Origin of the sequence: Pseudoalteromonas sp. UG3-2 (assembly GCF_037120705.1) — a bacterium.
Classification (GTDB): Bacteria; Pseudomonadota; Gammaproteobacteria; order Enterobacterales; family Alteromonadaceae; genus Pseudoalteromonas.
The window spans coordinates 497,883-522,569 of the sequence record NZ_JAWLJU010000002.1; the positions used below are offsets into that span (position 1 = coordinate 497,883).

Annotated in this window: 16 protein-coding genes; all 16 read left to right on the forward strand. The window is 45.2% G+C overall.

Annotated elements, in window-relative coordinates; all coding sequences use genetic code 11:
• The first annotated feature begins 43 nt into the window (after positions 1–43).
• The 16 genes from R3P39_RS05610 to R3P39_RS05685 all read left to right on the forward strand — a co-directional run bounded on the left by R3P39_RS05610 (position 44) and on the right by R3P39_RS05685 (position 24,686).
• On the forward strand, positions 44–502 hold the full coding sequence (locus tag R3P39_RS05610) for a GAF domain-containing protein (protein ID WP_336566182.1): 459 nt from the start codon (positions 44–46) through the stop codon (positions 500–502).
• Positions 502–780, forward strand: a complete 279-nt coding sequence (locus tag R3P39_RS05615) for a hypothetical protein (protein WP_336566183.1) — start codon at positions 502–504, stop codon at positions 778–780. The genes R3P39_RS05610 and R3P39_RS05615 overlap by 1 nt, the downstream gene beginning before the upstream one ends.
• 15 nt (positions 781–795) lie before the next feature.
• On the forward strand, positions 796–1,443 hold the full coding sequence (gene proQ / locus R3P39_RS05620; RefSeq protein WP_336566184.1) for an RNA chaperone ProQ: 648 nt from the start codon (positions 796–798) through the stop codon (positions 1,441–1,443).
• A 10-nt stretch (positions 1,444–1,453) separates the two neighbouring features.
• Positions 1,454–3,484, forward strand: coding sequence for a carboxy terminal-processing peptidase (gene prc, locus R3P39_RS05625; protein WP_336566185.1), 2,031 nt, complete (start codon positions 1,454–1,456; stop codon positions 3,482–3,484).
• Between the two features lie 201 nt (positions 3,485–3,685).
• Positions 3,686–5,149, forward strand: a complete 1,464-nt coding sequence (nhaC, locus tag R3P39_RS05630; protein ID WP_336566186.1) for a Na+/H+ antiporter NhaC — start codon at positions 3,686–3,688, stop codon at positions 5,147–5,149.
• Between the two features lie 99 nt (positions 5,150–5,248).
• Entirely contained in the window at positions 5,249–7,834 is a 2,586-nt protein-coding gene (gene pepN, locus R3P39_RS05635; RefSeq protein ID WP_336566187.1) for an aminopeptidase N, read from the forward strand.
• 6 nt (positions 7,835–7,840) lie between these two features.
• A complete protein-coding gene (locus R3P39_RS05640) occupies positions 7,841–8,062 on the forward strand; it encodes a DUF2835 domain-containing protein (protein WP_336566188.1) in 222 nt (73 codons plus the stop codon).
• Between the two features lie 249 nt (positions 8,063–8,311).
• Positions 8,312–10,411, forward strand: a complete 2,100-nt coding sequence (locus tag R3P39_RS05645; RefSeq protein WP_336566190.1) for a DUF1302 domain-containing protein — start codon at positions 8,312–8,314, stop codon at positions 10,409–10,411.
• 11 nt (positions 10,412–10,422) lie between these two features.
• Positions 10,423–11,790, forward strand: coding sequence for a DUF1329 domain-containing protein (locus R3P39_RS05650; RefSeq protein WP_336566192.1), 1,368 nt, complete (start codon positions 10,423–10,425; stop codon positions 11,788–11,790).
• A gap of 78 nt (positions 11,791–11,868) precedes the next feature.
• Complete coding sequence (locus R3P39_RS05655) at positions 11,869–12,873, forward strand: WD40/YVTN/BNR-like repeat-containing protein (protein WP_336569245.1); 1,005 nt, start codon at positions 11,869–11,871, stop codon at positions 12,871–12,873.
• The gene (locus R3P39_RS05660) at positions 12,873–15,194 is read left to right on the forward strand and encodes an efflux RND transporter permease subunit (RefSeq protein ID WP_336566193.1); all 2,322 of its coding nucleotides are present in this window, start codon (positions 12,873–12,875) and stop codon (positions 15,192–15,194) included. Before R3P39_RS05655 ends, R3P39_RS05660 begins: the two co-directional genes overlap by 1 nt.
• 211 nt (positions 15,195–15,405) lie before the next feature.
• A complete protein-coding gene (locus R3P39_RS05665; RefSeq protein ID WP_336566194.1) occupies positions 15,406–20,244 on the forward strand; it encodes an NAD-glutamate dehydrogenase in 4,839 nt (1,612 codons plus the stop codon).
• 151 nt (positions 20,245–20,395) lie between these two features.
• On the forward strand, positions 20,396–21,406 hold the full coding sequence (gene pyrD / locus R3P39_RS05670; RefSeq protein WP_336566195.1) for a quinone-dependent dihydroorotate dehydrogenase: 1,011 nt from the start codon (positions 20,396–20,398) through the stop codon (positions 21,404–21,406).
• Between the two features lie 122 nt (positions 21,407–21,528).
• The gene (locus tag R3P39_RS05675; protein WP_336566196.1) at positions 21,529–22,056 is read left to right on the forward strand and encodes a cell division protein ZapC domain-containing protein; all 528 of its coding nucleotides are present in this window, start codon (positions 21,529–21,531) and stop codon (positions 22,054–22,056) included.
• A gap of 295 nt (positions 22,057–22,351) precedes the next feature.
• Entirely contained in the window at positions 22,352–24,463 is a 2,112-nt protein-coding gene (gene rlmKL, locus R3P39_RS05680; protein WP_336566198.1) for a bifunctional 23S rRNA (guanine(2069)-N(7))-methyltransferase RlmK/23S rRNA (guanine(2445)-N(2))-methyltransferase RlmL, read from the forward strand.
• Complete coding sequence (locus R3P39_RS05685; protein WP_336566200.1) at positions 24,456–24,686, forward strand: glutaredoxin family protein; 231 nt, start codon at positions 24,456–24,458, stop codon at positions 24,684–24,686. Before rlmKL ends, R3P39_RS05685 begins: the two co-directional genes overlap by 8 nt.
• The last annotated feature ends 1 nt before the right edge of the window (position 24,687 follow it).

Genomic DNA, 24,687 nt, shown 5'->3' on the forward strand with positions numbered 1-24,687 from the left:
AGTACCTTTAGCTTTTGTAGTTCAATTGTTGAATTTGATAGTAATGCAAAAGCAAGATTTTTATCATTCACTGGTTAAGCAAGCTCAAGGTCTTATCAGTGGTGAACATAACATGATTGCCAATATGGCAAACCTGAGCGCTTTGTTATTCACTTCATTAGAAGACATCAACTGGGCGGGGTTTTACCTAACAGACAGCGATGACGAGCTGGTACTTGGCCCATTTCAAGGCAACCCGGCGTGCATTCGCATCCCGTTTGGTAAGGGCGTTTGTGGCACCGCAGCCGCGCAGGCCAGTACCCAACTTGTTGCTGATGTGCATGCTTTCGCAGGCCACATAGCATGTGATGCGGCGTCAAATTCAGAAATTGTCATTCCTGTATTTAAAGACGATAAAGTCATTGCTGTGCTAGACATTGATAGCCCTAGTCTGGCAAGATTTGATGAACAAGATAAAGCAGGGTTAGAAGCCTTTGTGCGCGCGTTTGAGGAAACGCTGTAATGAAGGATATGCTGCAAGTTCAAGACTATTTATTTTCCTACGCTGATGTTGGCGATTGGGAAGGCGAAGAAGAGGTCGTTGCCGAACGCCTCAATGAACTCATCCACCACGCTTGGAATATACTTCCTGAAGATTTGGACTGTGAGACCATTGATAGGTTAATAGAAGGCATATGGCAGCATCTTCGCGGTGATTTAGCACTTTTAGAAGCAGATATAGAAGAGCTAACTGACTGGGTAACACACTATATAAACTCGTCGCTCGATGAGCAGATGTAATTAATAGGTTCAAAAATGGAAACCACAAACAAGCTAAAAGACATAAATGAAGTCCTGGACTTCTTATTTACCGAGTTCCCTAACTGCTTTAAGCAGAAGGATGGCATTAAGCCTCTTAAAGTCGGTATCTTCAAAGACATTGCCGAGCGCATCGAAGGCTCTGAAAAAGTCAGTAAGACTCAGGTGCGCCAAGCGCTTCGTAAGTACACCTCTAACTGGCGTTATTTAGAAGCCGTGACTAAAAACGAGTTCCGTGTTGACCTTGATGGCAATCAAGCAGAAAAGGTTGAACAAGAACACGTTGAGCATGCTGAAAAAGCCCTTGCTGAAAGCCGTGCGAAAATGGCAAAACGTAAGAAGCCGCAACGTAACCCACGTGATGGCGACACAAAATCTTACAAAAAGAAACCGCATGGCAGAGATCGCCAAGAGCAGAAGCGCCCTAAAATGAACAATAAGCCTGCTGAAGCAAAACCAAAGCGCAGCGGCAAAGTTGAACCTTTACCAGCCGAGCAGGTCAAGGTAAATAACAAAGTAAAAGTTAAGTTAGGCCAAGCGCTTGTTAATGCCACCATCACTGAAGTGAAAAACGATGAAGTGCATGTTGAGCTAGTGACAGGAATGCAGGTAAAAACCAAAGCAGACAGCCTATTTATCCAGTAAGGAGTTGTATATGAGTAAAAAGTTGCCACTCATTTCCGCCGTAGCCGCTTTTGTATCGAGCATTGCCTTTGCCTCGACGAGCACTGTAACGATTGAGGACTTGCCTGTTCTCAAGCCCGAAGTGCAGCACACTACGGCAAGCAAACGGGTGACAAACTTATTTACTCGACAACACTACAAGCGCTTCAGCTTGAACGACAGTTTATCTGAAAAGGTATTTGATCGTTACGTTGAAGCGATTGACTTCAATAAAGCGTTGTTATTACAAAAAGATATTGCTCAGTTTGAGCAATATCGTAAGCAGTTCGACGACGCTTTGATCTCTGGCAAACTGGGTTTTGCTTATGAGCTGTTCAATTTAAGCATGAAGCGGCGCTTTGAGCGCTATGATTTCGCCGTAGCTCTGCTAGACCAAGAAATGAATTTTGAGCAACCTGATGAGTTTGTGTTTGATCGAGAAGACGCCAGTTATGCAACAACGGTGGCTGAGCTTGATGAATATTGGCGACAACGGGTTAAGTCTGATGCTTTACGCTTAAAGCTTACCGGTAAAGAATGGCCAGAAATCAAAGAAATTCTGACTAAGCGTTATAAAAATGCCCAGAAGCGATTGGTGCAAACCAACAGTGAAGATGCATTTCAAGTTATTATGAATGCCTTCGCTCGCAGTATCGAGGCGCATACTTCTTACTTATCGCCGCGTCGTGCCGAACAATTCAAAATGGACATGGATCTAGAGTTAGAAGGCATAGGTGCGGTATTAAGCTATGACGAAGATTACACTGTGATCCGTAGTTTAGTGCCTGGTGGTCCTGCTGATAAAACAGAAAAACTGAAGCCGGAAGATAAAATCATTGGCGTTGCTCAAGACGACGAAGAGTTTGTAGATGTTATCGGTTGGCGTTTAGATGACGTGGTCGATTTAATCAAAGGCCCCAAAGGCACCACAGTTAGGCTGCAGTATTTATCTGGTACTGATACCCACGGTACGCCCAAGGTGGTTGAAATCGTCCGTGATAAAGTCAAGCTTGAAGACCGTGCCGTGAAATCTGAGGTCTTTGAAGCCGATTATTCTGACCTACAAAGTAAAATTGGGGTGGTTGAAATCCCAAGTTTTTACAACAATCTGTCACAAGACGTAAAGACTGAGATTGCCAAGCTTAAAGAAGCCAAAGTTGATGGCATTATTATCGACCTGCGGCAAAATGGCGGTGGCTCTTTGTATGAAGCCACGCAATTATCAGGCTTGTTTATTGATCAAGGCCCCGTGGTACAAATTCATACCGCCTATAATCGCGTCGAAAGTCAAAAAGACCGTGACGGTATCACTTTCTACGATGGCCCATTAACGGTATTGGTCGACCGCTATAGCGCTTCGGCCTCTGAGATTTTTGCTGCGGCCATGCAAGATTATGGTCGTGCCGTTGTCATCGGTGAACAAACCTTTGGTAAAGGCACCGTGCAACAGCATCGCGGCCTAGGCAAAAATTATGATATTTTTGACAACCCATTGGGCAGCGTTACCTATACCATAGCTAAGTTCTACCGCATTGACGGTGGTAGTACACAGCACAAAGGTGTTATCCCAGACGTATTGTTGCCATCGGCTATCGAACCTGAAGAGTGGGGCGAAAGCCAAGAAGACAATGCCCTGCCATGGGACAGCATTGTCAGAGCTAAGTATTCCAGTTTGGACAACTTATCGCCGGTGGTGAAGTATCTTAATGACAGACACAATAAACGGGTTAAAAACGAACCTGAGTTTGCCTATATTTATCAAGATATTGAACAGTACAAAGAACGTAAAGACGATAAGACCATCTCCTTAGTCGAGGCGGAGCGCATTAAAGAACGTGAAGAAAGAGATGCACTGATGTTGAAACGGGCAAACGAGCGCTTAAAGCGACTGGGCTTAGAGCCAGTTGAAGATCTCGATGATGCCCCAGACATTGTTTCTGAGCTGGACCCCTATCTAGAAGAGGCGGCGTTAATTACGCAAGACCTTATCTCCTATGGTCGTTTAGCAAAAAACGACTCATAAAGATAAAAGGCGCAATTAAGCGCCTTTTTTCATTACTTTTACTTTACAATTTTTGCTATCATCTGGCAGATCCAATTATCGATACCAAATTGAGCCAATGCCGCTTTACATGATGCGGTAACAGTTACCGATAGAGTAACAGTGCGCGGTATCGTTAAGAATAATTATAAGCATGTGTCGTCGTGCGTGGGAGTAATCCGTTTGAAACAACAAAAACAACCGTCATTTATCGATGCCTTAATTCCAATTTCGTTGTTGGTGGCATTACTTGGGGCCGCTGTTTACTTATATGGTGACAGTTCTTCATCTGGCCCAAATCAAATTGCATTATTATTTGCAACCTTCACTGCAGCCTTAATCGGCTTGAAAAATGGCTATACCTGGAAAACCCTTGAAGAAGCAATGATCAAAGGGATCACCATTTCACTCGGTGCCATTATTATTCTTCTTATGGTCGGGGCCTTGATTGGTACTTGGCTGTTATCGGGGACTGTACCAACACTCATTTATTATGGCTTACAGATTATCAACCCCAGCTGGTTTTACGCGGCGAGCTGCTTAATATGTGGCATTGTGGCTATGAGCATTGGTAGCTCTTGGACTACTGCAGCCACCATTGGTGTTGCCTTGCTGGGAGTTGCCACTGGTTTGGGTTTAGATCAAGTTGTTACGGCAGGGGCGGTTATTTCTGGCGCTTACTTTGGCGACAAACTAAGCCCCTTATCTGAAACCACTAATTTGGCTCCAGCGGTCGCTGGCAGCGATTTATTTGAGCACATTCAGCACATGCTTTGGACCACGGTACCAAGCTTTATTATTGCGCTGATTATCTTTATTTTTATGGGCTTTAACGCTGAGGTATCCAGTGAAGCGGGGCGCATAGAAGAAATCGTTTCTATCCTTGAGGCCAATTTTAATATCAACATCATGATGTTGGTGCCGCTTATTGTGTTATTGGCGTTAGCGATTAAAAAAATGCCTGCTTTTCCAGCCATTTCAATTGGTGCCGTAATGGGGGCTGTGTGGGCGGTGCTGTTCCAAGGGGAGCTCATTGCAAGCCAAATTGATGGCAGTCAAGGTGAGCTTATCGGCCAAGTAAAATTGGTGTGGGCAACGTTTTTTGACGGCTTTAGCTTGCAAACCGGTGATAGCAACATGGACGACTTACTGAGCGGTGGCGGAATGTCATCGATGCTAACCACCACTTGGTTGGTGATGACGGCATTAATGTTTGGTGCCATTATGGAAAAAACCGGCTTATTGGATGTGTTTGTGCGCAGCATACTTAAAATCGCGAAAAGCACAGGCTCCCTTATCGCTTCTACTATCGCTACGTGTATCGGTACCAACTTAGTGGCGGCCGATCAGTATATTGCCATTGTGGTGCCGGGGCGTATGTTTAAAGAAGAATATAAAAAGCGCGGCCTGAAAAGCGTCAACCTGTCACGCACACTCGAAGATGGTGGTACCATCACCAGTCCGCTGATCCCGTGGAATACTTGTGGTGCCTATATGCAAAGCGTCCTGCTAATTAACCCATTTGATTACGCTATGTATGCCTTTTTCAATCTGATCAATCCGTTTTTAGCGGTCATTTATGCATACCTTGGAGTGAAAATTTTAAAAATTGACCCACCGCATATGACAGCTGAAAAACAGAACTAAATATACCCTGTTGCGTATCCTATAATGTGAGATAGGATAGGCGATAATGAAGTCTCTCAATCGCCCCATTTTGTTGGGGCGTTTTTGTAAGGAATAATTATGACCGATAAACCACAGGCCAAGCGCTTGGCCGACTATCAAGCTCCTAGTCATGCGGTATCTGATTTAGCGCTTACCTTTGAGCTCAGTCCGAGAAACACCTTGGTAACGGCAGTCAGTAATATGACGGCTCAGCAAGGCGCAACGGAGTTGACCCTAGATGGCGTAGATTTAGAGCTGGTAAGCTGCGAAGTAAACGGCCAAGCTTGGCCGCATACACAATTGGCTGAACAAAGTCTTACTTTGACCGAGTTACCTGCTGCATTCGAGCTCAAAATTGTCACTCGCTTATCGCCGCAAACTAACACCTCGTTGGAAGGCCTGTACTTATCCGATGGTGCGTATTGCACCCAGTGCGAAGCCGAAGGCTTTCGTAAAATCACCTATTTCCTTGACCGCCCCGATGTCTTAACCACTTACACGGTTGAGATTATTGCCGAAAGCAAATTTAAACATTTATTGTCCAATGGTAATAAAGTTGCTGAAGGCTATCTAGAAGATGGTCGCCACTTCAGTAAATGGCACGATCCCCATAAAAAGCCCAGCTATTTATTTGCTCTTGTTGCTGGTGACTTTGATGTGCTTGAAGACAGCTATGTTACTAAGTCGGGTCGTACTGTGGCGCTGGCCTTGTACGTTGACAAAGGTAATTTAAACAAGGCCCCGCATGCCATGACCTCTTTGAAAAAGGCCATGGCTTGGGATGAAGAGCGCTTTAATCTGGAATACGACTTAGACATTTACATGATAGTGGCTGTTGACTTTTTCAACATGGGGGCCATGGAGAATAAAGGCCTTAATGTGTTTAACAGTGCTTGCGTGTTAGCCAGTCAAGAAACCGCCACAGATAGGGACTTTCACACTATTGAATCAATTGTGGGACATGAGTATTTTCACAACTGGACTGGTAACCGAGTAACGTGTCGTGATTGGTTCCAATTGAGCCTCAAAGAAGGGTTAACGGTATTTCGCGATCAAGAATTTAGTAGCGATCTGGGCTCCCGAGGACTCAATCGCATTGATGCAGTGATGGCGATGCGCAATCATCAATTTGCAGAAGACGCCGGGCCAATGGCGCATCCAATTCGACCGCAACAAGTGATCGAAATGAACAACTTCTACACTGTCACCGTGTATAACAAAGGGGCAGAAGTCATCCGTATGATGCACACCTTGTTAGGTGAAGAGAAGTTCCAACAGGGCATGCAATTGTATTTTCAGCGCCATGATGGCCAAGCGGTCACCTGTGATGACTTTGTTAATGCCATGATGGATGCCTCAGGTACTGACTTAACTCAGTTTAAGCTTTGGTACGAGCAGTTTGGTACACCAACATTGACGGTTGAAACCCAGCACTGTCAACAAACCCAGCGCTATACCTTAACCGTCACTCAGCAACATGCGGCAAATGATCCAGTGAGCGCTCCACTGCATATCCCATTCAAGTTAGAACTACTTGACCCTGCTGGCAATAGCATTGCCCTGAAAACCAACGGCAGCGAAATAGAACACGCTTTAGACATCACCGAAATGACGCAGTCATTTGTGTTTGAAAACGTTGCAGAGAAGCCTATTCCAGTATTACTAGAAGATTTCTCGGCGCCAGTTAAGTTGAATTATGAGTATCAGTTTGCAGAGCTTATTCATATTCTAAAATACGCGCGCAGTGATTACGCTCGTTGGGAGGCGGTGCAACAGGCTTATATCTTGGCGGCAAAACATGCGGTTGCCAAAGGCGAAGCTAAGCTGGAGCAGGGCGTATTGGATGCCTTATTGGCACTAGTTGAGTCGCGCTCGGGAGATTTAGCGCTATTAGCTGAGTTGCTGGCATTGCCGACCTTTGACACCTTAGCCGCGCATTTTGACGTTGTTCCTGTTGATGAGCTCAATGATATTATTGCTCAATTTGAGCTACAAATCGCCACTCACTTACAGTCGAGTTTAGAGCAAGCTTACCAAGCGTTAGAACAAAGTGGCAGTCTCAGTGCCGCTGACATTGCAGTACGGGCATTTAAAAACAATGCCTTGTTTTACTTGGCTAAAACCGATGCCAATATGGTCAATGCCGCCATTGAACAGCAATTTGCCAGCAGCAATATGACCACTAAGTTAGCGGCGTTAAAAGCCGTTGTTGCGGCGAAACACGATGCCATGCCCAGCTTGTTTGAGCAATTTGATAGTCAATGGCGTCATGATAGCTTGGTAATGGATAAGTGGTTTGCCCTTCGAGCCAGCTTTGATGACGAAGCGGTGATCACTGACATTCAATCACTGTATAGCCACCCGTGTTTTGATAAAGGCAACCCGAACCGAGTACGCGCGTTAGTGGCCAGCTTCGCTCGCGCGAATCCGAGGCAGTTCCATCGCGCTGACGGTAAGGGCTATCAATTACTGGGCGATTTACTGATAGAGCTTAATGAGATTAATCCGCAAAACGCTTCGCGCATGATCACGCCATTTATGGCATGGCAACGTTATGACTTAACTCGACAGCAACTTATGCGTGCCCAGCTGCAGCGTTTAGCCGACTTGCCTAATCTCAGCGACGACTTGTATGAAAAAGTAGTAAAAGCACTGGAGCGATGATGTTAGATGAAAGAGTACTTTTTTTACATGGATCTCAGCTATAAGCAGTGTCTTGGCTACTACTATGGCCATTACACTTCTGTGCAAGTACTTGAAGATGGCGGGAAAACAATTCGTTTTCCCGCTGAACACCTACGCCGGTTTATTTCTTCAATTGGCATAAGGGGACGCTTTCGCCTTATTTTGGATGATAATAATAAGTTTTTGTCGTTAGAAAAGGTAATTTAAACGTACCTAACTGCAAAACATATTTTATTTTTGTTAAATGGGTTTGTTATAAGCTTAAATTACGTGTTATAAATTATCTGGTAGGACGTCTTACCAAGAGTAAAATGCGCCCCTAGAAGCGAAAATGCGTTGATTTAGTAGAGCAGTATTTGTATTTTCGTTATTTCGCTTCTAATGTTTAGACAACAAAAAACAATAACTTCAGAGTCAGTTGGCTCTAGAAATGACCCGCCAAAAGGGGGAGATATAATGATAAAAAGATCGCTCTTTGTGAAAAACAAAATCATGCTCGGTCTTAGTGCGGCAGCAATGGGAATGGCCGCGTCATCGGTACATGCTGCCAGCTTTGATGTTGGTGAATTTGAAGTGACATTCGATTCGACGTTTTCTTACGGACAAAGCATCCGTGTAGAAGACCGCAACTTTGATTACATTGGTAAAAGTAATCATCCACGATTCGATTGGACAGGATACAAAGCCAGTACTGGCAATACCATTTATTCTTCAGCGCAAATTTGGTCACAACCAGGTGCTTATTCAAACAATGGTGATGCTGGTAACCTTAACTTCGATTCTGGTGATACTTTCTCGCAACTGCTCAAAGGCACGCATGATCTTGGCATTAGCAAAGATAACTTCGGTCTCTTTACCCGTTTCATGTACTTTTATGACTTTGCCATGGAAGACGGTGACTTTGCGTACAAAAACCCTGTTTCAGGCCGCCAAGTAGACCCTTGTGAAGACGACAACACCAGTGAACAAGTATGTTCTGACCTGCGTTTACTCGATGCCTTTGTATGGGCGGATTTTGATCTGAACAATGGCATGAACCCATTGTCGATTCGCCTTGGTCAACAAGTAGTGAACTGGGGTGAAAGTACACTTATCTCGCACGGCATCAACGTCAACCCAGTTGATATTGATCGTCTTAAAGCGCCGGGCTCTGAAGTGAAAGAAGCGTTTATTCCGGTTGGCATGTTATGGGCATCCATGGTGTTGACTGATAACATTACCCTGGAAGGCTTCTATCAATATGACTGGCATGAAACCCGCCTACCTGCGTCAGGTAGCTATTTCTCGACCAATGACTTTGCGTCTGAAAGCGGCTACATGCAGAACATTCAGTTGGGCTTTACCTCTAACCCAGACATCGACCTATACCACCTGACTGACGCATTAAACAGTTTATATACTGATGCGGCGGCGATGTTAGTTGCCCAAGGTGTAGAACCTACGCAACAAGCGGTGGCCAGCGCCGCGGCGTCTATGTACTTGTCTTATCCAACTAAAGTGGCACTAAAAGGCAAGGGCAACAATGGTAAAACAGAGCCTGATGACGGCGGTCAATATGGTTTACGTTTAGGTATTTACTCTCCAGAGCTAAACGACACTGAATTCGGCCTGTATTATATTAATTATCATAGCCGTCGCCCTTATATTTCTGGTAAGGCGTCTAACTTTACTGACCAAGCAATCATGTCAGACCTGGCTTACATTGCTGGTAACCAAATCACAGAAGACAACATCACCAATCTACAAGCGTTCACGCAAGGCCAGATTGTCTACCCTGAAGACATTAAACTTTATGGTTTAAGCTTCAACACCGCAATCGGTGAAACGGCGTTGTCGGGTGAAGTGTCATTCCGTCAAGATGAGCCGCTGCAAATTGATGACGTTGAATTACTTTATGCCGGTATGGTTGAGCAACTTGCTCTTGCAGGTCGCCGCGATGACTTCGCTGGCTTATCTCAACTAAGCCAAGGCGATGACGTAGCTTACGTCGACCCAGGTGAAGTCGCGCAGGGTTTCATTTTGCGTGATACCATTCAAGCACAAATGACAGCAACACACCTATTTGGCCCATCTTTGGGCGCCGATAGCTGGGCTGTGGTTGGTGAAGTGGGTGCGGTTACCATTAAAGACATGCCAGAATACGACGAACTGCGCTTAAACGTTGCCGGTACTGGTCGTAGTGGCGTGATTGAGGGACTGTCGGGTCGTGATTACGGCTTATTGCACCAAGCTGTTTCAAATGGCCCTGAAGTGAACCCGTTCCCGACGGCGTCTGCATGGGGTTACCGTTTAATTGCTAAAGGTCAGTACAACAATCTATTTAGCGGCGTAAACTTCTCACCAAAAGTGGTGTTCTCTCACGATGTTAATGGTATTACACCAGATCCAATGTTCTTATTCATTGAAGATCGCAAGTCACTGGGGCTGAACCTTAACTTTAACTACCTCAATAAGTGGTCGTTTGACTTTGGTTACAACACCTTCTGGGGTGGTGGTAAAACCAATACATTTGCCGACCGTGACTTCGTTTCATTTAATATCAAGTATTCAATTTAAGGGCTTTCGATATGTTTAGAAAACCTAGTGTTATTGCAGCAACAATAATAACAATGATGTCAGCCTCTAGTGCGATGGCCAAAATGACTGCCGAAGAAGTCGCTCGCCTTGGCAAAGACTTAACACCCATTGGTGCCGAGAAGGCAGGCAATGAGGATGGCAGTATTCCGGCGTGGACCGGTGGTATTACTAAGCCGCCTGCAGGCTATGAGCCGGGAATGCACCATCCAGACCCTTATGCAGATGACAAAGTGCTATTCACCATCGATAAATCAAACCTGGATCAGTACAAAGAGTTTTTAAGCCCAGGCCAAATTGCCATGTTCGAAACGTATCCTGATACGTTCAAAATGAACATTTACCCAACTCGCCGCAGTGCTGCGTATCCTGAGTTCGTGTATGAAGCGACAAAAAAATACGCCACAACAGCAGAGTTAATTGAAGGTGGTAACGGGATTAAAAATACGGCCATCGGTATTCCGTTTCCAGTGCCAGAAAATGGTCTAGAAGCGATTTGGAACCACTTGCTGCGTTTCCGTGGTCTTTCAATTGCCCGCTACGGCGGTCAAGCGATGCCAACTGAGTCGGGTGCTTATAACGTCATTGGTTTTGATGAAAAGTTATTGGTTAAGTACTCGGCCAAAGACGCCACACCAGAGGCACTGCAAGAATCAAATATTCTGTTCAAGTTCAAGCAGAAGGTCACTGAGCCTGCTCGTCTAGCGGGTACTGCGTTACTGGTTCATGAAACCATGGACCAAATTCTAACGCCACGCCAAGCATGGACTTACAATACTGGCCAACGTCGCGTAAGGCGTGCACCAAACGTCGCGTATGATGCACCAGGAACCGCGTCAGACAGCTTACGTACAACCGATGACTTCGATATGTTCAATGGCTCACCTAACCGTTACGACTGGAAGCTAGTGGGCAAAAAAGAGATGTACATCCCTTACAACAGCTACAAGTTGCACAGTGATGAAATCAGTTATGACGACATTCTTCATGCCGGTCACATCAACCCTGATCTAGTGCGTTATGAAAAGCACCGTGTTTGGGTAGTGGAAGCGAACCTGAAAGAGGGCACACGTCACATCTATAAGAAACGTGTATTCTACATTGATGAGGACAGCTGGCAGATCCACGTTGCTGATATCTATGATAACCGCGACCAAATGTACCGTGTCGCCATGGCTCATGGTCTTAACTACTACGAAGTGCCAACGCACTGGAGTACGTTAGACGTGTATTACGATCTTAACTCGCGTCGTTACCTAGCCATTGGTTTAGATAACGAAGAAGACATGTACGACTTTAGCCAGTCGTTTAACGACAACGAATTTACCCAAGGCGCATTGCGTCGTGAGGGACGTCGTTAATAGACTATCTTAGGCTGGAGCCATCCTAGGCTCCAGCCCATTTCTCCATTCCTCTCAGAACTCGAGTGTTTTCTCATGATGAAGAAGTTAGTAGCAGCCTCGATGATTTGCATGGCACCGGTTGCGATGGCGGACGCCGATAACGCAAATGCGCCGCAACCAGCATTGATGGTGGCAAACCCACAGCAAACATTATTTACTGATATTACCGATAATGGCGATGCCATTGTGGCAGTAGGTAAACATGGCACTATTATTTATCGACCTAAACAACAAGCCCAATGGCAACAAGCTGAGGTACCAGTGCAATCCTTGTTGACCGCGGTAACATTTAAAAGCCCTGAGCTTGGCTGGGCGTGTGGCCATGATGCCAGTATTATAAAAACAACCGACGGTGGTAAAAGCTGGCAATTACAACAATATTTACCACAGTTAGAGCGCCCCTGCTTAGATATAGAGTTTATTGACAAGCAGCGGGGTTACGCCATTGGTGCCTATGGCATGTTCTATGAAACGAAGGACGGCGGGCAAACATGGCAAAAACGCTTTATCAATGAATTTGTCCACCCCGATGACGTTGACTATCTTAATGATTTAAAAGAGCAAGACCCAGAAGCCTATGAAATAGAAACCGCCTATATCTTGCCGCACTTTAACCGTATTTTGTTCGCCGCAGAGAACACCTATTTGGTTGGTGAAATGGGATTAGTGGCTGTCAGTAAGGACCAAGGCCAGTCATGGCAACGACTACCACAGTTTTATCGTGGCTCATTCTTTGCTGTTGCCAAAAGCAATGCCGACGAACTCTTGGTCGCAGGGCTAAGAGGCAATATTTATGTTCAGCAAGATGGTGAGATGCAGCACTTAGAGACATCGTACTCGGCAACGGTAAACAGCATTCTCAATGCTCCAGAGCGTACTTTCCTATTTGCCAATAGTGGCGTTATTTACCGCCTAGAAAATGGCCAACTAAGTGCCACTCAAATGAAAAATGGGCAGTCCATCATGGCTGGGGTATTACACGATGAGCAGTTAATACTGGCCACTGAGCAGGGGATTGCGGAAGTAGAGGTTAAGCCATAATGCAAGCGTTTTTAAATCAACTCGTTTATGCCATTTTTCGGCATCGTATTACCGTAGTGACCTTCTTTGCGTTGGCCACTGTGTTTTTAGGCTTTAAAGCCACTCAAATTCAGCTCGACGCTTCGTTCAACAAAAACATTCCGCTTAATCACGAATACATGAAAGTGTATACCAAGCACGAAGAGCAGTTTGGTGGCGCCAACAGCATTTTAATTTCAGTATGTGACCGCGATGGCGATATTTTTAATGAAGCCTTCTTCACTCAGTTAAAAGCGGTACACGATCAACTTTATTTTATTCCAGGGGTTAACCGCCCATTGGTTAATTCAATCTTTGCCCCCAGCGCGCGTTTTGTCGAAGTGGTTGAAGATGGTTTTGCCGGCGGGCCAATTATACCGGCAAACTTTGAGCCAACCGAGCAAGGGCTTGCTGTTGTAAAACAAAACATTGAAAAAGCAAAAATCGTTGGCCGTATGGTGGCCAGTGACTATTCCTGCGCCATGGTCAGTGCCCAGTTAATGGAGACCGATCCGCAAACCCAAGAAAAACTGGATACCTTGGCGTTTGCAGAAAAACTAGAAAGCCAAATTCGCGAACCATTAAGCACAGACAAAGTCAGCATTCATATTATTGGTTTTGCCAAAATGGCAGGTGATATTGCCGATGGCGCCAAAGGTGTGGTGCTATTTTTTGCCCTAGCCATCGCCTTCACGTTCGTCATGGTGTGGATGTTCTGTAAAAGCTTTAAGCTAACTCTGTTGCCTATTGCTTGTTCCTTTATTGCTGTTATTTGGCAGATGGGTTTGCTTAGCACCCTAGGCTTTGGTGTTGACCCGATGTCGATTTTGGTGCCTTTCTTAGTCTTTGCCATTGGTGTTAGCCATGGCGTTCAGATGATTAATGCCATTGGCAAAAAGGTGGCTGAAGGCGTGAGCTGTAAGGTGGCCGCTGAAGCCAGCTTTAAGGCGTTATTAATCCCTGGCGGCATCGCGCTACTGTCCGACACTGTGGGTTTTTTAACCTTACTTGCCATTGATATTGGCATCATTCGTGAGCTGGCCATTACGGCAAGTTTAGGGGTGGCGGTGATCATTTTCACCAACCTAGTGCTACTCCCTGTTTTAGCTTCCTTCTTTGACTCCGCAAAAATGCGACGCATAGGGGATGGTAAAAACACCAGTCACAGCGTGTTTGAAAGCGTGCGTGAGGCATTAGTTAAAACCACCGATAAAAAAGTCGCTCGGGTTATTCTGCTGGTCAGCGTGGTGTTATTTGCGCTTGGCTACTGGCAAGCCGATAAGATGCGCATTGGTGACCTTCATGCCGGAGCGCCGGCTCTGCATCAAGATGCCCGATACAATCAAGATACTTTTTTGATTTCAGACCGCTATTCCATCTCCTCAGACATTCTCAAAGTGATTGTTGAGGCATTCCCAGCCGCCTGTACTGATCACGATACCATGGATAGGATCAGCCGCTTCCAATGGCGAGTAGAGAATTTACCTAGTGTGCAGTCAGCCGTGTCGTTAAGCTCGGTGGCACAGTCGGTGAATGCAGGATATAACGAAGGCAACTTAAAATGGCAAACGCTACCAAGAAACAGCGCTTCTTTAGTGCAGGCAACTTCGCGGGTAGAAACCAGCACTGGGCTGTTAAATGGCGACTGTTCCGTGATGCCCATCGTGATCTTTATGGAAGACCATAAAGCGGAATCCATTGATTTGGTGGTGTCGAAAATCAAAACCTTTGCTGAGGAAGAAGGCACCGATAAAGTGGCATTTCGTCTTGCCTCTGGCCCCATTGGTGTGATGGCTGCAACAAATGAGTCGGTGTCGGCAGCACAAGTTCCGATGATGATCTATGTCTATGGGGCGGTCATCTTGCTGTGCTTAATCAGCTTCAGAAGCGTAAAAGCAACCATTGCTGTGGTGTTGCCGCTGTATATTGTATCAACACTGGCACAAGCATTAATGGTGCAACTAGAGATTGGCTTAACGGTATCCACCTTACCCGTTATTGCGTTAGGTGTGGGTATAGGTGTCGATTATGGCATTTATATTCTATCCTCTATGATGGGACAGCTAAAACAAGGTATGCCGCTGTCAGTTGCATACAGAAATGCATTGGCTGAACGAGGAAGCGCGGTACTGTTTACGGGGATCACCTTAGCAATTGGTGTGAGCACGTGGATTTTCTCTGCGCTGAAGTTCCAGGTTGATATGGGGATACTATTAACCTTCATGTTCTTGGTCAATATGCTGGGTGCTGTGTTGCTTTTACCAGCAATTGGAACGCTGATCTGGTCTGACCAGAAAAAATAATGTGAATAAATGTGCTCCTTTTTATTTGGTATTGGCGATTAATATCTATTTTTTGTGAATAGAACAGCAAACAGCTGAAAAGCTTGAAATGTTTTCGCCAAAAAGGCTGTTTATTAGCGTCAGAAAGGTTAGAATTTACCTGACTCCACGCTAATAAACAGCTGTACAAATAATCTACCGTTCAAAGGTGGTATAGATTAAGGAACACATAATGACACAAAATGAAGGCACAGCTTCAGTTATCCTAGATAACGTCTGCAAGCTCATCCACAAAAAAGTCCATGCTGACAAAGTGTCACTAGTCGAAACGTTTGCCAAAACCTTGTACAGCAACATGTCTAAAGAGGATTTGGCACTCCGTAACGACAGTGACCTATATGGCGCAGCATTGAGCCTTTGGAACTCGCTGGAAAAAAACACCTCGGATGATGCAGTCATTCGTGTATTTAATCCAGAAGTGGCAAAAGATGGATGGCAATCATCGCATACAATCGTCGAGATCATAGCTAAAGATATGCCGTTTTTGGTCGATTCCGTGCGCATGGCGATGAATCGCAAAAACATAGTCTCTCACCTATTATTGCACTCTCCGCTAAAATTAAAACGAAACGATGACGGTCACATCACGGCGTTATCAAACCTAAAAGCAGAACAGCAATCGACGTCAACAAAAACCGTTTTCTTCATTGAAATCGACAGACAAACGGATAACAAGGCGATTGCCGAGTTCAAAGCCGAGCTCGAGTCAGTATTAAATGACGTATCTGTGGCCGTGGCCGACTGGAAACCAATCCGTGACCGTTTAGTCAGTGTCAGCAAAGAACTCCCTAAGCGCCACTACAGCTGTTCGAAAGCAGAAGTGGACGAGGCGGTTGAGTTCTTAGACTGGCTGGTCAGCGATAACTTTACCTTTATGGGCTATCGCCAGTATGATCTCAACCCAGTAAAAGGCGACTACGAATTAAAGCCAGTTGAAGGCACCAGCCTAGGGTTAATGAAAAACTCAGGCGATGATCATACTCGCTTACTGTCTGAGCTGCCTGAAGTGGCGCGCAAAGAAGCCCGCAGTCATAATTTATTGATCCTAACCAAAACCAATTCTTTATCCCGCGTTCACCGTCCTGCCTATATTGATTATGTCGGCATTAAGCGTTTTGACGATAAAGGCAACGTGGTGGGTGAAGACCGTTTCATTGGTTTGTTCTCCTCTAGCTTCTACAACAACAGCGCAGCCGATGTGCCGGTTCTGAAAAGCAAAATCAACCGCATTATGGAGCAATGCGATTTTGCTAAAGGCACTCACGCTTATAAAGCGGTATTGAATATCCTGGAAACCTATCCACGTGATGAATTAGTGCAAGCCCGTGAAGGCGAGCTGCTGGAAGTGGCAATGGGCGTTCTGCAAACCCAAGAGCGCGATATGTGTCGCTTATTTGTGCGTAAGGATGTTTATGGTCGCTTTTTCTCTTGCATGGTGTATGTACCAAGAGAGCGCTACAACACCGCACTACGTCGCGAGACACAACAGCTGTTAGCACGTGCATTTAACTCCAATGAAAAAGTGGAGTTCACCACCTTCTTCTCAGAATCAACGCTGGCACGTACCCATTACATTGTCCGTGTTGATGACAACAATATAGATTATAACGTGAAAGATATTGAAAATAATTTGGTAGAAGCTGCCCGTACTTGGGGCGACAAACTACAAGCCGCGCTACTTGAGAAAAATGGCGAGTCACGTGGCAACGAGCTCAATCGTAAATATGCCAATGCTTTCCAGCACGCGTATCGCGATCAAGTACTACCTAGCGCTGCGGTAGTCGATATTGAGAAGTTGGAACTGTTAAACGATGAAAACAAGCTAGAAATGCTATTTTATCGTCCGCAAGAAGAAGCCAGCTCGCAGCAAGTACGCTTAAGCTTGTTCCATAAAGATGAGCCTATTCACTTATCAGACGTGATGCCAATGCTTGAAAACTTTGGTCTGCGTGTGATTGGAGAAACGCCGTATGAAGTGAAAACCACCGATGGCCAAGTGAACTGGATCATGGACTTCTCTATGCTGATCGACAGCAAAGGGGCAACGGATTTTGATAAAATCTCAGCACGCTTCCGCGCAGCACTGACCAATGTGTGGAATAATCGCCTAGAAAATGACGGCTTTAACCGTTTAGTGCTTTTAGGTGGCCTGACTGGTCGTGAAGCGTCGATATTGCGAGCTTACGCAAAATACATGCGCCAAATTGGTGTTACTTTCTCGCAATCGTATATTGAAAACACGTTTGATCGTTACCCGCATATTGCGGCGATGATCGTTGATTTGTTTGTCAAAAAGTTCAAGCCAAATAAAGTTGCCAGCGAGAAAACCTTAACCAAATTAGTCGACGCCATTCATCATGAATTAGAAAACGTCGCTAACCTAGATGATGACCGTATCATCCGTCTTTACGTTGATATGATCAACGCCACGCTGCGCACCAACTTCTTCCAAAAAGAACAAGATGGCAGCAATAAAACCTATACCTCGTTTAAGATTCAACCGAGTGCGGTTCCAGATATGCCATTGCCGCTGCCGGCGTTTGAAATCTTCGTTTACTCACCTCGTATCGAAGGTGTTCACCTACGTGGTGGTAAAGTTGCACGTGGTGGTTTACGTTGGTCTGACCGCCGTGAAGACTTCCGTACCGAGGTGCTAGGTCTGGTAAAAGCACAACAAGTAAAAAACACCGTGATTGTGCCGGTAGGCTCGAAAGGTGGCTTTGTTTGTAAACAGTTGCCAAGTGAGCGTGAAGCTTTCTTTAAAGAAGGCCAAGAATGCTACAAGATCTTTATCCGTGGTCTGTTAGACATTACCGACAACATCATTCACGGTGACATTGTGCCGCCAACCGATGTTGTTCGTCACGATGAAGATGACCCTTACTTGGTTGTCGCGGCGGATAAAGGCACAGCGACGTTCTCAGATATTGCTAACGGCATTGCCGACTCTTACAATTTCTGGCTTGGTGATGCCTTTGCATCAGGTGGTTCGATTGGTTATGACCACAAGAAAATGGGGATCACGGCGAAAGGGGCATGGGAATCGGTTAAACGTCATTTCCGTGAGATGGACATCGACTGTCAGAGCACTGACTTTACCGCTGTTGGTATTGGTGACATGGGTGGTGACGTATTTGGTAACGGTATGTTGTTGTCTAAGCATATTCGCTTACAAGCGGCATTTAACCATATGCACATCTTTATCGATCCAAACCCAGATGCGGCTTCTTCGTATGCCGAGCGTGAACGCTTATTTAATCTGCCGCGCTCAAGTTGGGAAGATTATAACAAAGAGCTTATTTCGCAAGGGGGTGGGGTATTCTCTCGTGCTGCCAAAGCCATTACCCTAACCGCCGAAATTAAGAAAATGATCGGCACTAAAAAGTCCAGTATGACGCCTAATGAGCTGATCCGCGCACTACTGAAAATGCCGGTGGACTTATTATGGAATGGCGGTATTGGTACCTACATTAAATCAGCCAGTGAAACCGATGCGGAAGTGGGCGACCGCGCTAATGATGCATTGCGTATCAATGGCGGCGAAATGGGCGCGAAAATCTTTGGCGAAGGGGGCAACCTAGGTGCGACTCAGCTTGGTCGTATTGAATTCGCCTCTAAAGGTGGCCGTATAAACACCGACTTTATTGATAACGTTGGTGGCGTTGCCTGTTCGGATAACGAAGTTAATATCAAGATCTTACTTAACGGCCTAGTTGCTGAGGGCGATCTGACTAAGAAGCAACGTGATGAGTTGCTCTATGCCATGACCGACGAAGTCTCTGAACTAGTACTGAAAGATTGTTACCGTCAAACCCACACTTTATCGGTAACCAAGTCCAAAGGTGCAGCCACACTGAAAGAAAAAGTGCGCTTTATTCATGCACTTGAAAAAGAAGGTAAACTGGACCGTAATATCGAGTTTTTACCATCTGACGAAGAATTATCAGAGCGTGCAGCCGCAGGTGAAGATTTAACTCGTCCGGAGCTTTCGGTACTGGTTTCTTACTCAAAAATGGTGCTAAAAGAAACCCTAGTGGTGGATGAGATCACTGAGAACCCATACTACCGTCAGTTATTGGTGAAGTCTTTCCCAATGCCACTACGTGAACGCTTTAATGCCGCGATGGATAACCATCCACTGCGTAAAGAGATCATTGCAACCAAGTTGGCCAACAACATCGTCAATGATATGGGTCTCAACTTTATGATCCGTATGCATGAAGAAACCGGTGCCAGTGATGCAGAAATCGCCATCAGCTACAGCATTGCCAGCGCGATTTTTGACATGAAGGAAACGTGGGGAGCCATTTCGGCCCTTGATAATAAGATCCCAGCAGCGGTGCAAACGGAAATGTTGTATCAGCTTCGTCGTACGGTTCGCCGTTCTACGCGCTGGTTCTTGCGCCACCGTGATAAGTCACTCAGCATTGAGCAAACCATTGACTTCTTCGCGCCAACATTCAAAGACTTGAGCGCTAACTTGCACAACTATATGGTTGCTGAAGAAAGCGAACAAATCATTGATAAAGCACGCGACCTTGAAAACCAAGGCGTGCCTGCTGAATTAGCGCTGCGCATTGTGTCGTTATCAAGCTTGTTCTCAGTGATGGATTTGGCAGAAGTAGCGCATAGCTCGGGCCGTAAGATTTCAGTGGTGTCTAATACCTACTTTAAACTTGGTTCGAACATGGGCTTACATTGGTTCTTAGATCAAATCACAGCGCAACCAGTGGCTAACCATTGGCAAGCACTAGCACGTGCGTCTTACCGAGAAGAGCTCGATTGGCAACAGCGCTCGCTATCGGAAGTGGTATTGCATAGCTTTGATGGTGACGACAGTGATATTGATGAGCAAATTGAGCAATGGATGGACAAGCAAGCTGGCTTGTTACACCGTTGGCAGCAAATGCTTACCGAGTTTAAGACATCGCAGAGTCACGACTTTGCTAAGTTCTCGGTGGCACTGCGTGAGTTAATGTTGTTGAGTCATAACTGTGACACTTCCAAATAATTTATAAATCGCTACAATACCCCAGCCTTGACTGGGGTATTTTTTTGTCTGACAGTGCCAGACAACATGAGTACTTCGTTAGTCCATTTAGCTAAATTTATTATCCAGTGGCTTTAGCTAAGTCGATGAATACCAATACTGAGGAGCTTCCATGTTTTACGATCTTGCGCGTCGTTATATGTTTAATAAAGATGCAGAGTGGGCCCACGATTTTGCCCTTGGCAATCTTCGCCGCTTTGCCAATACTCCGTTGAGCTTAGCATGGTCGCAATCAGTGGCTGATAAACCAGTTAATTTTCTTGGCCTTGAATTAAAAAACCCAGTTGGCTTAGCTGCAGGCCTAGATAAAAACGCCGAATGTATTGATGCCTTTGCTCAAATGGGCTTTGGTTTTATCGAAGTAGGGACGGTGACACCGAGACCACAAGCGGGTAATGACAAACCGCGAATATTCCGCTTGCCAGAAGCCCATGCCATTATTAACCGCATGGGATTTAACAATAAAGGCGTAGATAACCTAGTTAACAATGTTAAAGCAGCCAAATACGATGGTATTTTGGGGATTAACATAGGTAAAAACAAAGACACGCCAAACGAGCAGGGCAAAGATGATTACATTCACTGCATGAGAAAAGTGTTTGAGCATGCTTCGTACATTACCGTGAATATTTCGTCACCGAACACGCCAGGGTTAAGAGATCTACAATATGGTGAAGCCTTAGACGATCTTTTACAAAGCCTTAAAAATGAACAAATGGATCTGATCGCAAAGCACAATAAATCGGTACCCATGTTGGTGAAGATTGCCCCGGATGTTGACAGCGTGCAATTAAATCAAATTGCGGAGTCGTTGGTGAATAATCGCATCGATGGCGTTATTGCAACAAACACAACACTGGCGCGAGATTCCGTGGCGGGAATGCAGTACGGCGATGAAGCCGGCGGCCTTTCTGGCCGGCCGGTGCGAGAAAAATCAACCCATGTGGTGACTGAATTTAAACGCATTACCGCTGGCAAACTTCCTATTATTGGAGTGGGTGGCATTGATAGTGCTGCGGCGGCACAAGAAAAGTTCAGCGCTGGTGCCGATCTGGTTCAAGTCTATACGGGCTTTATCTATGAAGGACCAAGTTTGATCAAAAAGATCGTTGATGCCTTATAATGATCGTTCATATAACTAAATGATCAAAAACAAAACGTTATTATAAAAAATTTTATCATTGCGTTTTTCGCGTTATACTCTCACTTACGGGAACAACAATAACACGTAAGTGGGAGTGAGTTTTGCAGGCGTCAAAAGAGTGGCAATGGATACGCTGCCAAGAACGAAATAGGTTAATGATTGACTTAGGCGAAGAGCTCGTGCTTTGTACGCCGTTTCGTGTCCGCCAGCTAACAGAAGACTCTGCTGCTAATCCCAACTTTAACCTCAATGAAGCGGAATTCTATCAAAGCGTCTTTACCTACTTATGTGGCTTTGGTGTATGGAGTGAACCGCGCTGTTGTCAAATCGCGTTAAATGCCACTGCGGCTAAGTTTCATTTGCAACCCATGCAAGCAAAAAGTTGGTTCTTCCGTCCTTATCAGGGTGAACAAGCCGTTACCGAAGCAGTCATCAGCCTGCAGTCTAAACTCAGTCAGGGCGATTTCCTGATCATTGAACACGATCACCAAGCCAGCCTGTGCTTAAACTTGAATGATGGTTTTATGCTTGATGACGGCATTGCACTAGAGCAATTTCAAGCCATAAAAGTACTGAACGATCGTCTCGCGCCGCTATTGGTTTCGCAAAAAGCGCACCAAAGCGCCTAGACCATTTTACCTTGATTTTATTTACCATTCGCTGCTGCAACTTCACTAACCTACGTTGCTTTAATCACGGTAGTAAATATCCCCGCTAGCTCCCAATCGACATGACTGCTTGTGCAAATTTAGGGAATAAGTTTGACGCTAACGGCGAAAAAATTTCTTTTATAGAACAAACAAATAGAAAGTTTTTGTAGAGTTATCAATTGGGTTTTCTTGGCTCAAATAGACAACTTAATTAAGCGAATTGGTATAACTTGTGTGTTATACTGCCGGTAATTGAAATTTAAGGGTTTTAACATTGCAATTTATCGCACTTACTTCTATTGGCGTTGAACAGCTACTGGTTGATGAGCTAAAAAGCTATGGCTTTGAAATTAATAAACAAACAGTCGGTTCAGTAAAGTTTACTGGGGCTAACTTAGCAGTACAAAAGTTTTGCATGATGACGCGCTTTGCCACTCGCGTGATGCTGTTAATTGATGACCAAGCCGATGTCAACGACAAAGACTCATTATATAAGTTTGTGCGGTTTCAAGCCTGGCAAGATTGGTTTAGTCCTAAACAAACCTTTGCTGTGGAGTTTAATGGCACTAACCACGCACTGAAAAATACTCAATTTTCGGGCTTAGTGATAAAAGACGCCATTGTTGACTATTTCAATGACTTATTCGAACAACGGCCAGATGTCGATAAGCAAACTCCGGACATTCGCATTATTGCCAAACTGACGAAACAAGGCTGTGCCCTTTATATTGACTTTTCTGGCCCGCGTTTATCTGACCGTGGTTATCGTGATAAGCAAGGCAAGGCACCTATTCGTGAGCATTTAGCGGCCGCTTTGGTGAGTCGCAGTGGTTGGTTGCAAGACACCAGTAAGCCGTTATACGACCCGTGTTGTGGTTCAGGCACCTTACTGATTGAAGCCGCAGGCATGGCGCAAAACTTACCTACGAACTTAGACAAAGACTTTGCGTTTAAACGCTTGCCAAGCTTTCGCAGCAGTAAATTCAGCGAACTAAAAGCGGAACTGAAAAGCCAAATTAACGAAAAAAATCTTTGGCTCATTGGCAGCGATATTGATGACAGGGTGCTCAGCATAGCCGAACGCAATGCTGAGCGTGCAGGAGTGAGCTCACACATTAAGTTTAAAAACGTCGATGCCAATAACTTAACTGCAGCAGCGAAAAGGCCAGGTACTGTGCTGAGTAACTTACCCTATGGTGAGCGCTTAGGTGGGATGGCCGAAATCATCACCCTATACCGCAATCTTGGCCAAGCGTTTAAAAAACATTATAAAGACTGGAACTTGGCGCTTCTGGCCAGCGAAGAAAGCTTGCTGAAAGTGCTTAAGCTGGCACGGAAAAAGTCATACAAATTTAAAAACGGGCCATTGGATGTCTTGCTTAATTTGTATGAAATGAACGAAATGCAGGTACAGCAGAACGCCCAAAGTAACGGCTTAAATTTCGAGGGGTCGAAAGCCTTTGCGAACCGTTTGAAAAAGAATCACCAAGCGTTGAAGTCATGGATTAAAAAAGAAGCCCTCAATGCATATCGCTTGTATGATGCGGATATTCCTGAATACAATGTGGCGGTAGACGTTTATAACGACAGCGCGGTGATTTTTGAATACAAGGCACCTAAAGAAATTGCCGACGATGTGGCGCAAAAGCGCCTGCAAGATGTCATTACCTTAACCGCAGAGCAATTAGATATTGATCCGCTAAATATTGCCGTTAAGGTGCGTCAGCGCCAAAAAGGGCAAGAACAATACAAGGCGTTCGACAAGCAAAACCGCATCGAAATCGTCGAAGAGTATGGTGCTAAGTTCAAAGTAAACCTGTTCGATTACTTAGACACAGGGCTTTTCTTAGACCACCGTTTAGCGCGCAAATACATCCAGCAACACGCCAATGGTAAGCGAGTTTTAAACCTTTTTGCCTACACTGGCACAGCTTCGGTTCATGCTGCCCTTGGTGATGCAAAATCTGTCACCACGGTGGATATGTCAAAGACCTACCTAAAGTGGGCAGAAGAAAACTTTGCCTTGAATGAGCTCAAGAACCCACGCTTTCGTTTTGAGCAAGCCGACTGTCTTAAATGGTTAGAGCATGCCCATGGCCAGTATGATCTTATTTTCCTCGACCCACCAACGTTTTCAAATTCAAAACGCATGGCCGATGCCTTTGATGTACAGCGGGATCATTTAAAACTGCTATCTTGGGTGAAGAAAATTTTAGCGCCCAATGGTACCTTGCTGTTTTCAAATAATAAGCGTGGCTTTAAAATAGACGAAATGGGCTTAGCGGCGTTAGGGCTTAAGGCACAAGAGTTTTCCAAGCAAACGCTATCGCCGGACTTTAAACGGAATAAACAAATTCACAACAGTTGGTTGATACAACATGACTAAATGCGTGCTATTTCACACAGAGGGGTGTCACTTGTGCGAAGAAGCCCTTGCGATGCTTATTCAGCAGCTGCCAGAAGCAGAAATTGAACTGATTGATATCACTGAGGACGCTGCGCATGTGGAAAAATATCAATTTAGCATTCCAGTAGTAAAAAGAAGCCGCGATGATGCCGAGCTGGGATGGCCGTTTTCAACCCAACAATTACAAGAATTTTTAAATTAGT

What these genes read in the sequence shown, in the direction of transcription:
- R3P39_RS05610 (WP_336566182.1), top strand. Translation starts at nt 44, where the DNA reads ATGCAAAAGCAAGATTTTTATCATTCACTGGTTAAGCAAGCTCAAGGT.
- R3P39_RS05615 (WP_336566183.1), top strand. Translation starts at nt 502, where the DNA reads ATGAAGGATATGCTGCAAGTTCAAGACTATTTATTTTCCTACGCTGAT.
- proQ (WP_336566184.1), top strand. Translation starts at nt 796, where the DNA reads ATGGAAACCACAAACAAGCTAAAAGACATAAATGAAGTCCTGGACTTC.
- prc (WP_336566185.1), top strand. Translation starts at nt 1,454, where the DNA reads ATGAGTAAAAAGTTGCCACTCATTTCCGCCGTAGCCGCTTTTGTATCG.
- pepN (WP_336566187.1), top strand. Translation starts at nt 5,249, where the DNA reads ATGACCGATAAACCACAGGCCAAGCGCTTGGCCGACTATCAAGCTCCT.
- R3P39_RS05640 (WP_336566188.1), top strand. Translation starts at nt 7,841, where the DNA reads ATGAAAGAGTACTTTTTTTACATGGATCTCAGCTATAAGCAGTGTCTT.
- R3P39_RS05645 (WP_336566190.1), top strand. Translation starts at nt 8,312, where the DNA reads ATGATAAAAAGATCGCTCTTTGTGAAAAACAAAATCATGCTCGGTCTT.
- R3P39_RS05650 (WP_336566192.1), top strand. Translation starts at nt 10,423, where the DNA reads ATGTTTAGAAAACCTAGTGTTATTGCAGCAACAATAATAACAATGATG.
- R3P39_RS05655 (WP_336569245.1), top strand. Translation starts at nt 11,869, where the DNA reads ATGAAGAAGTTAGTAGCAGCCTCGATGATTTGCATGGCACCGGTTGCG.
- R3P39_RS05660 (WP_336566193.1), top strand. Translation starts at nt 12,873, where the DNA reads ATGCAAGCGTTTTTAAATCAACTCGTTTATGCCATTTTTCGGCATCGT.
- R3P39_RS05665 (WP_336566194.1), top strand. Translation starts at nt 15,406, where the DNA reads ATGACACAAAATGAAGGCACAGCTTCAGTTATCCTAGATAACGTCTGC.
- pyrD (WP_336566195.1), top strand. Translation starts at nt 20,396, where the DNA reads ATGTTTTACGATCTTGCGCGTCGTTATATGTTTAATAAAGATGCAGAG.
- R3P39_RS05685 (WP_336566200.1), top strand. Translation starts at nt 24,456, where the DNA reads ATGACTAAATGCGTGCTATTTCACACAGAGGGGTGTCACTTGTGCGAA.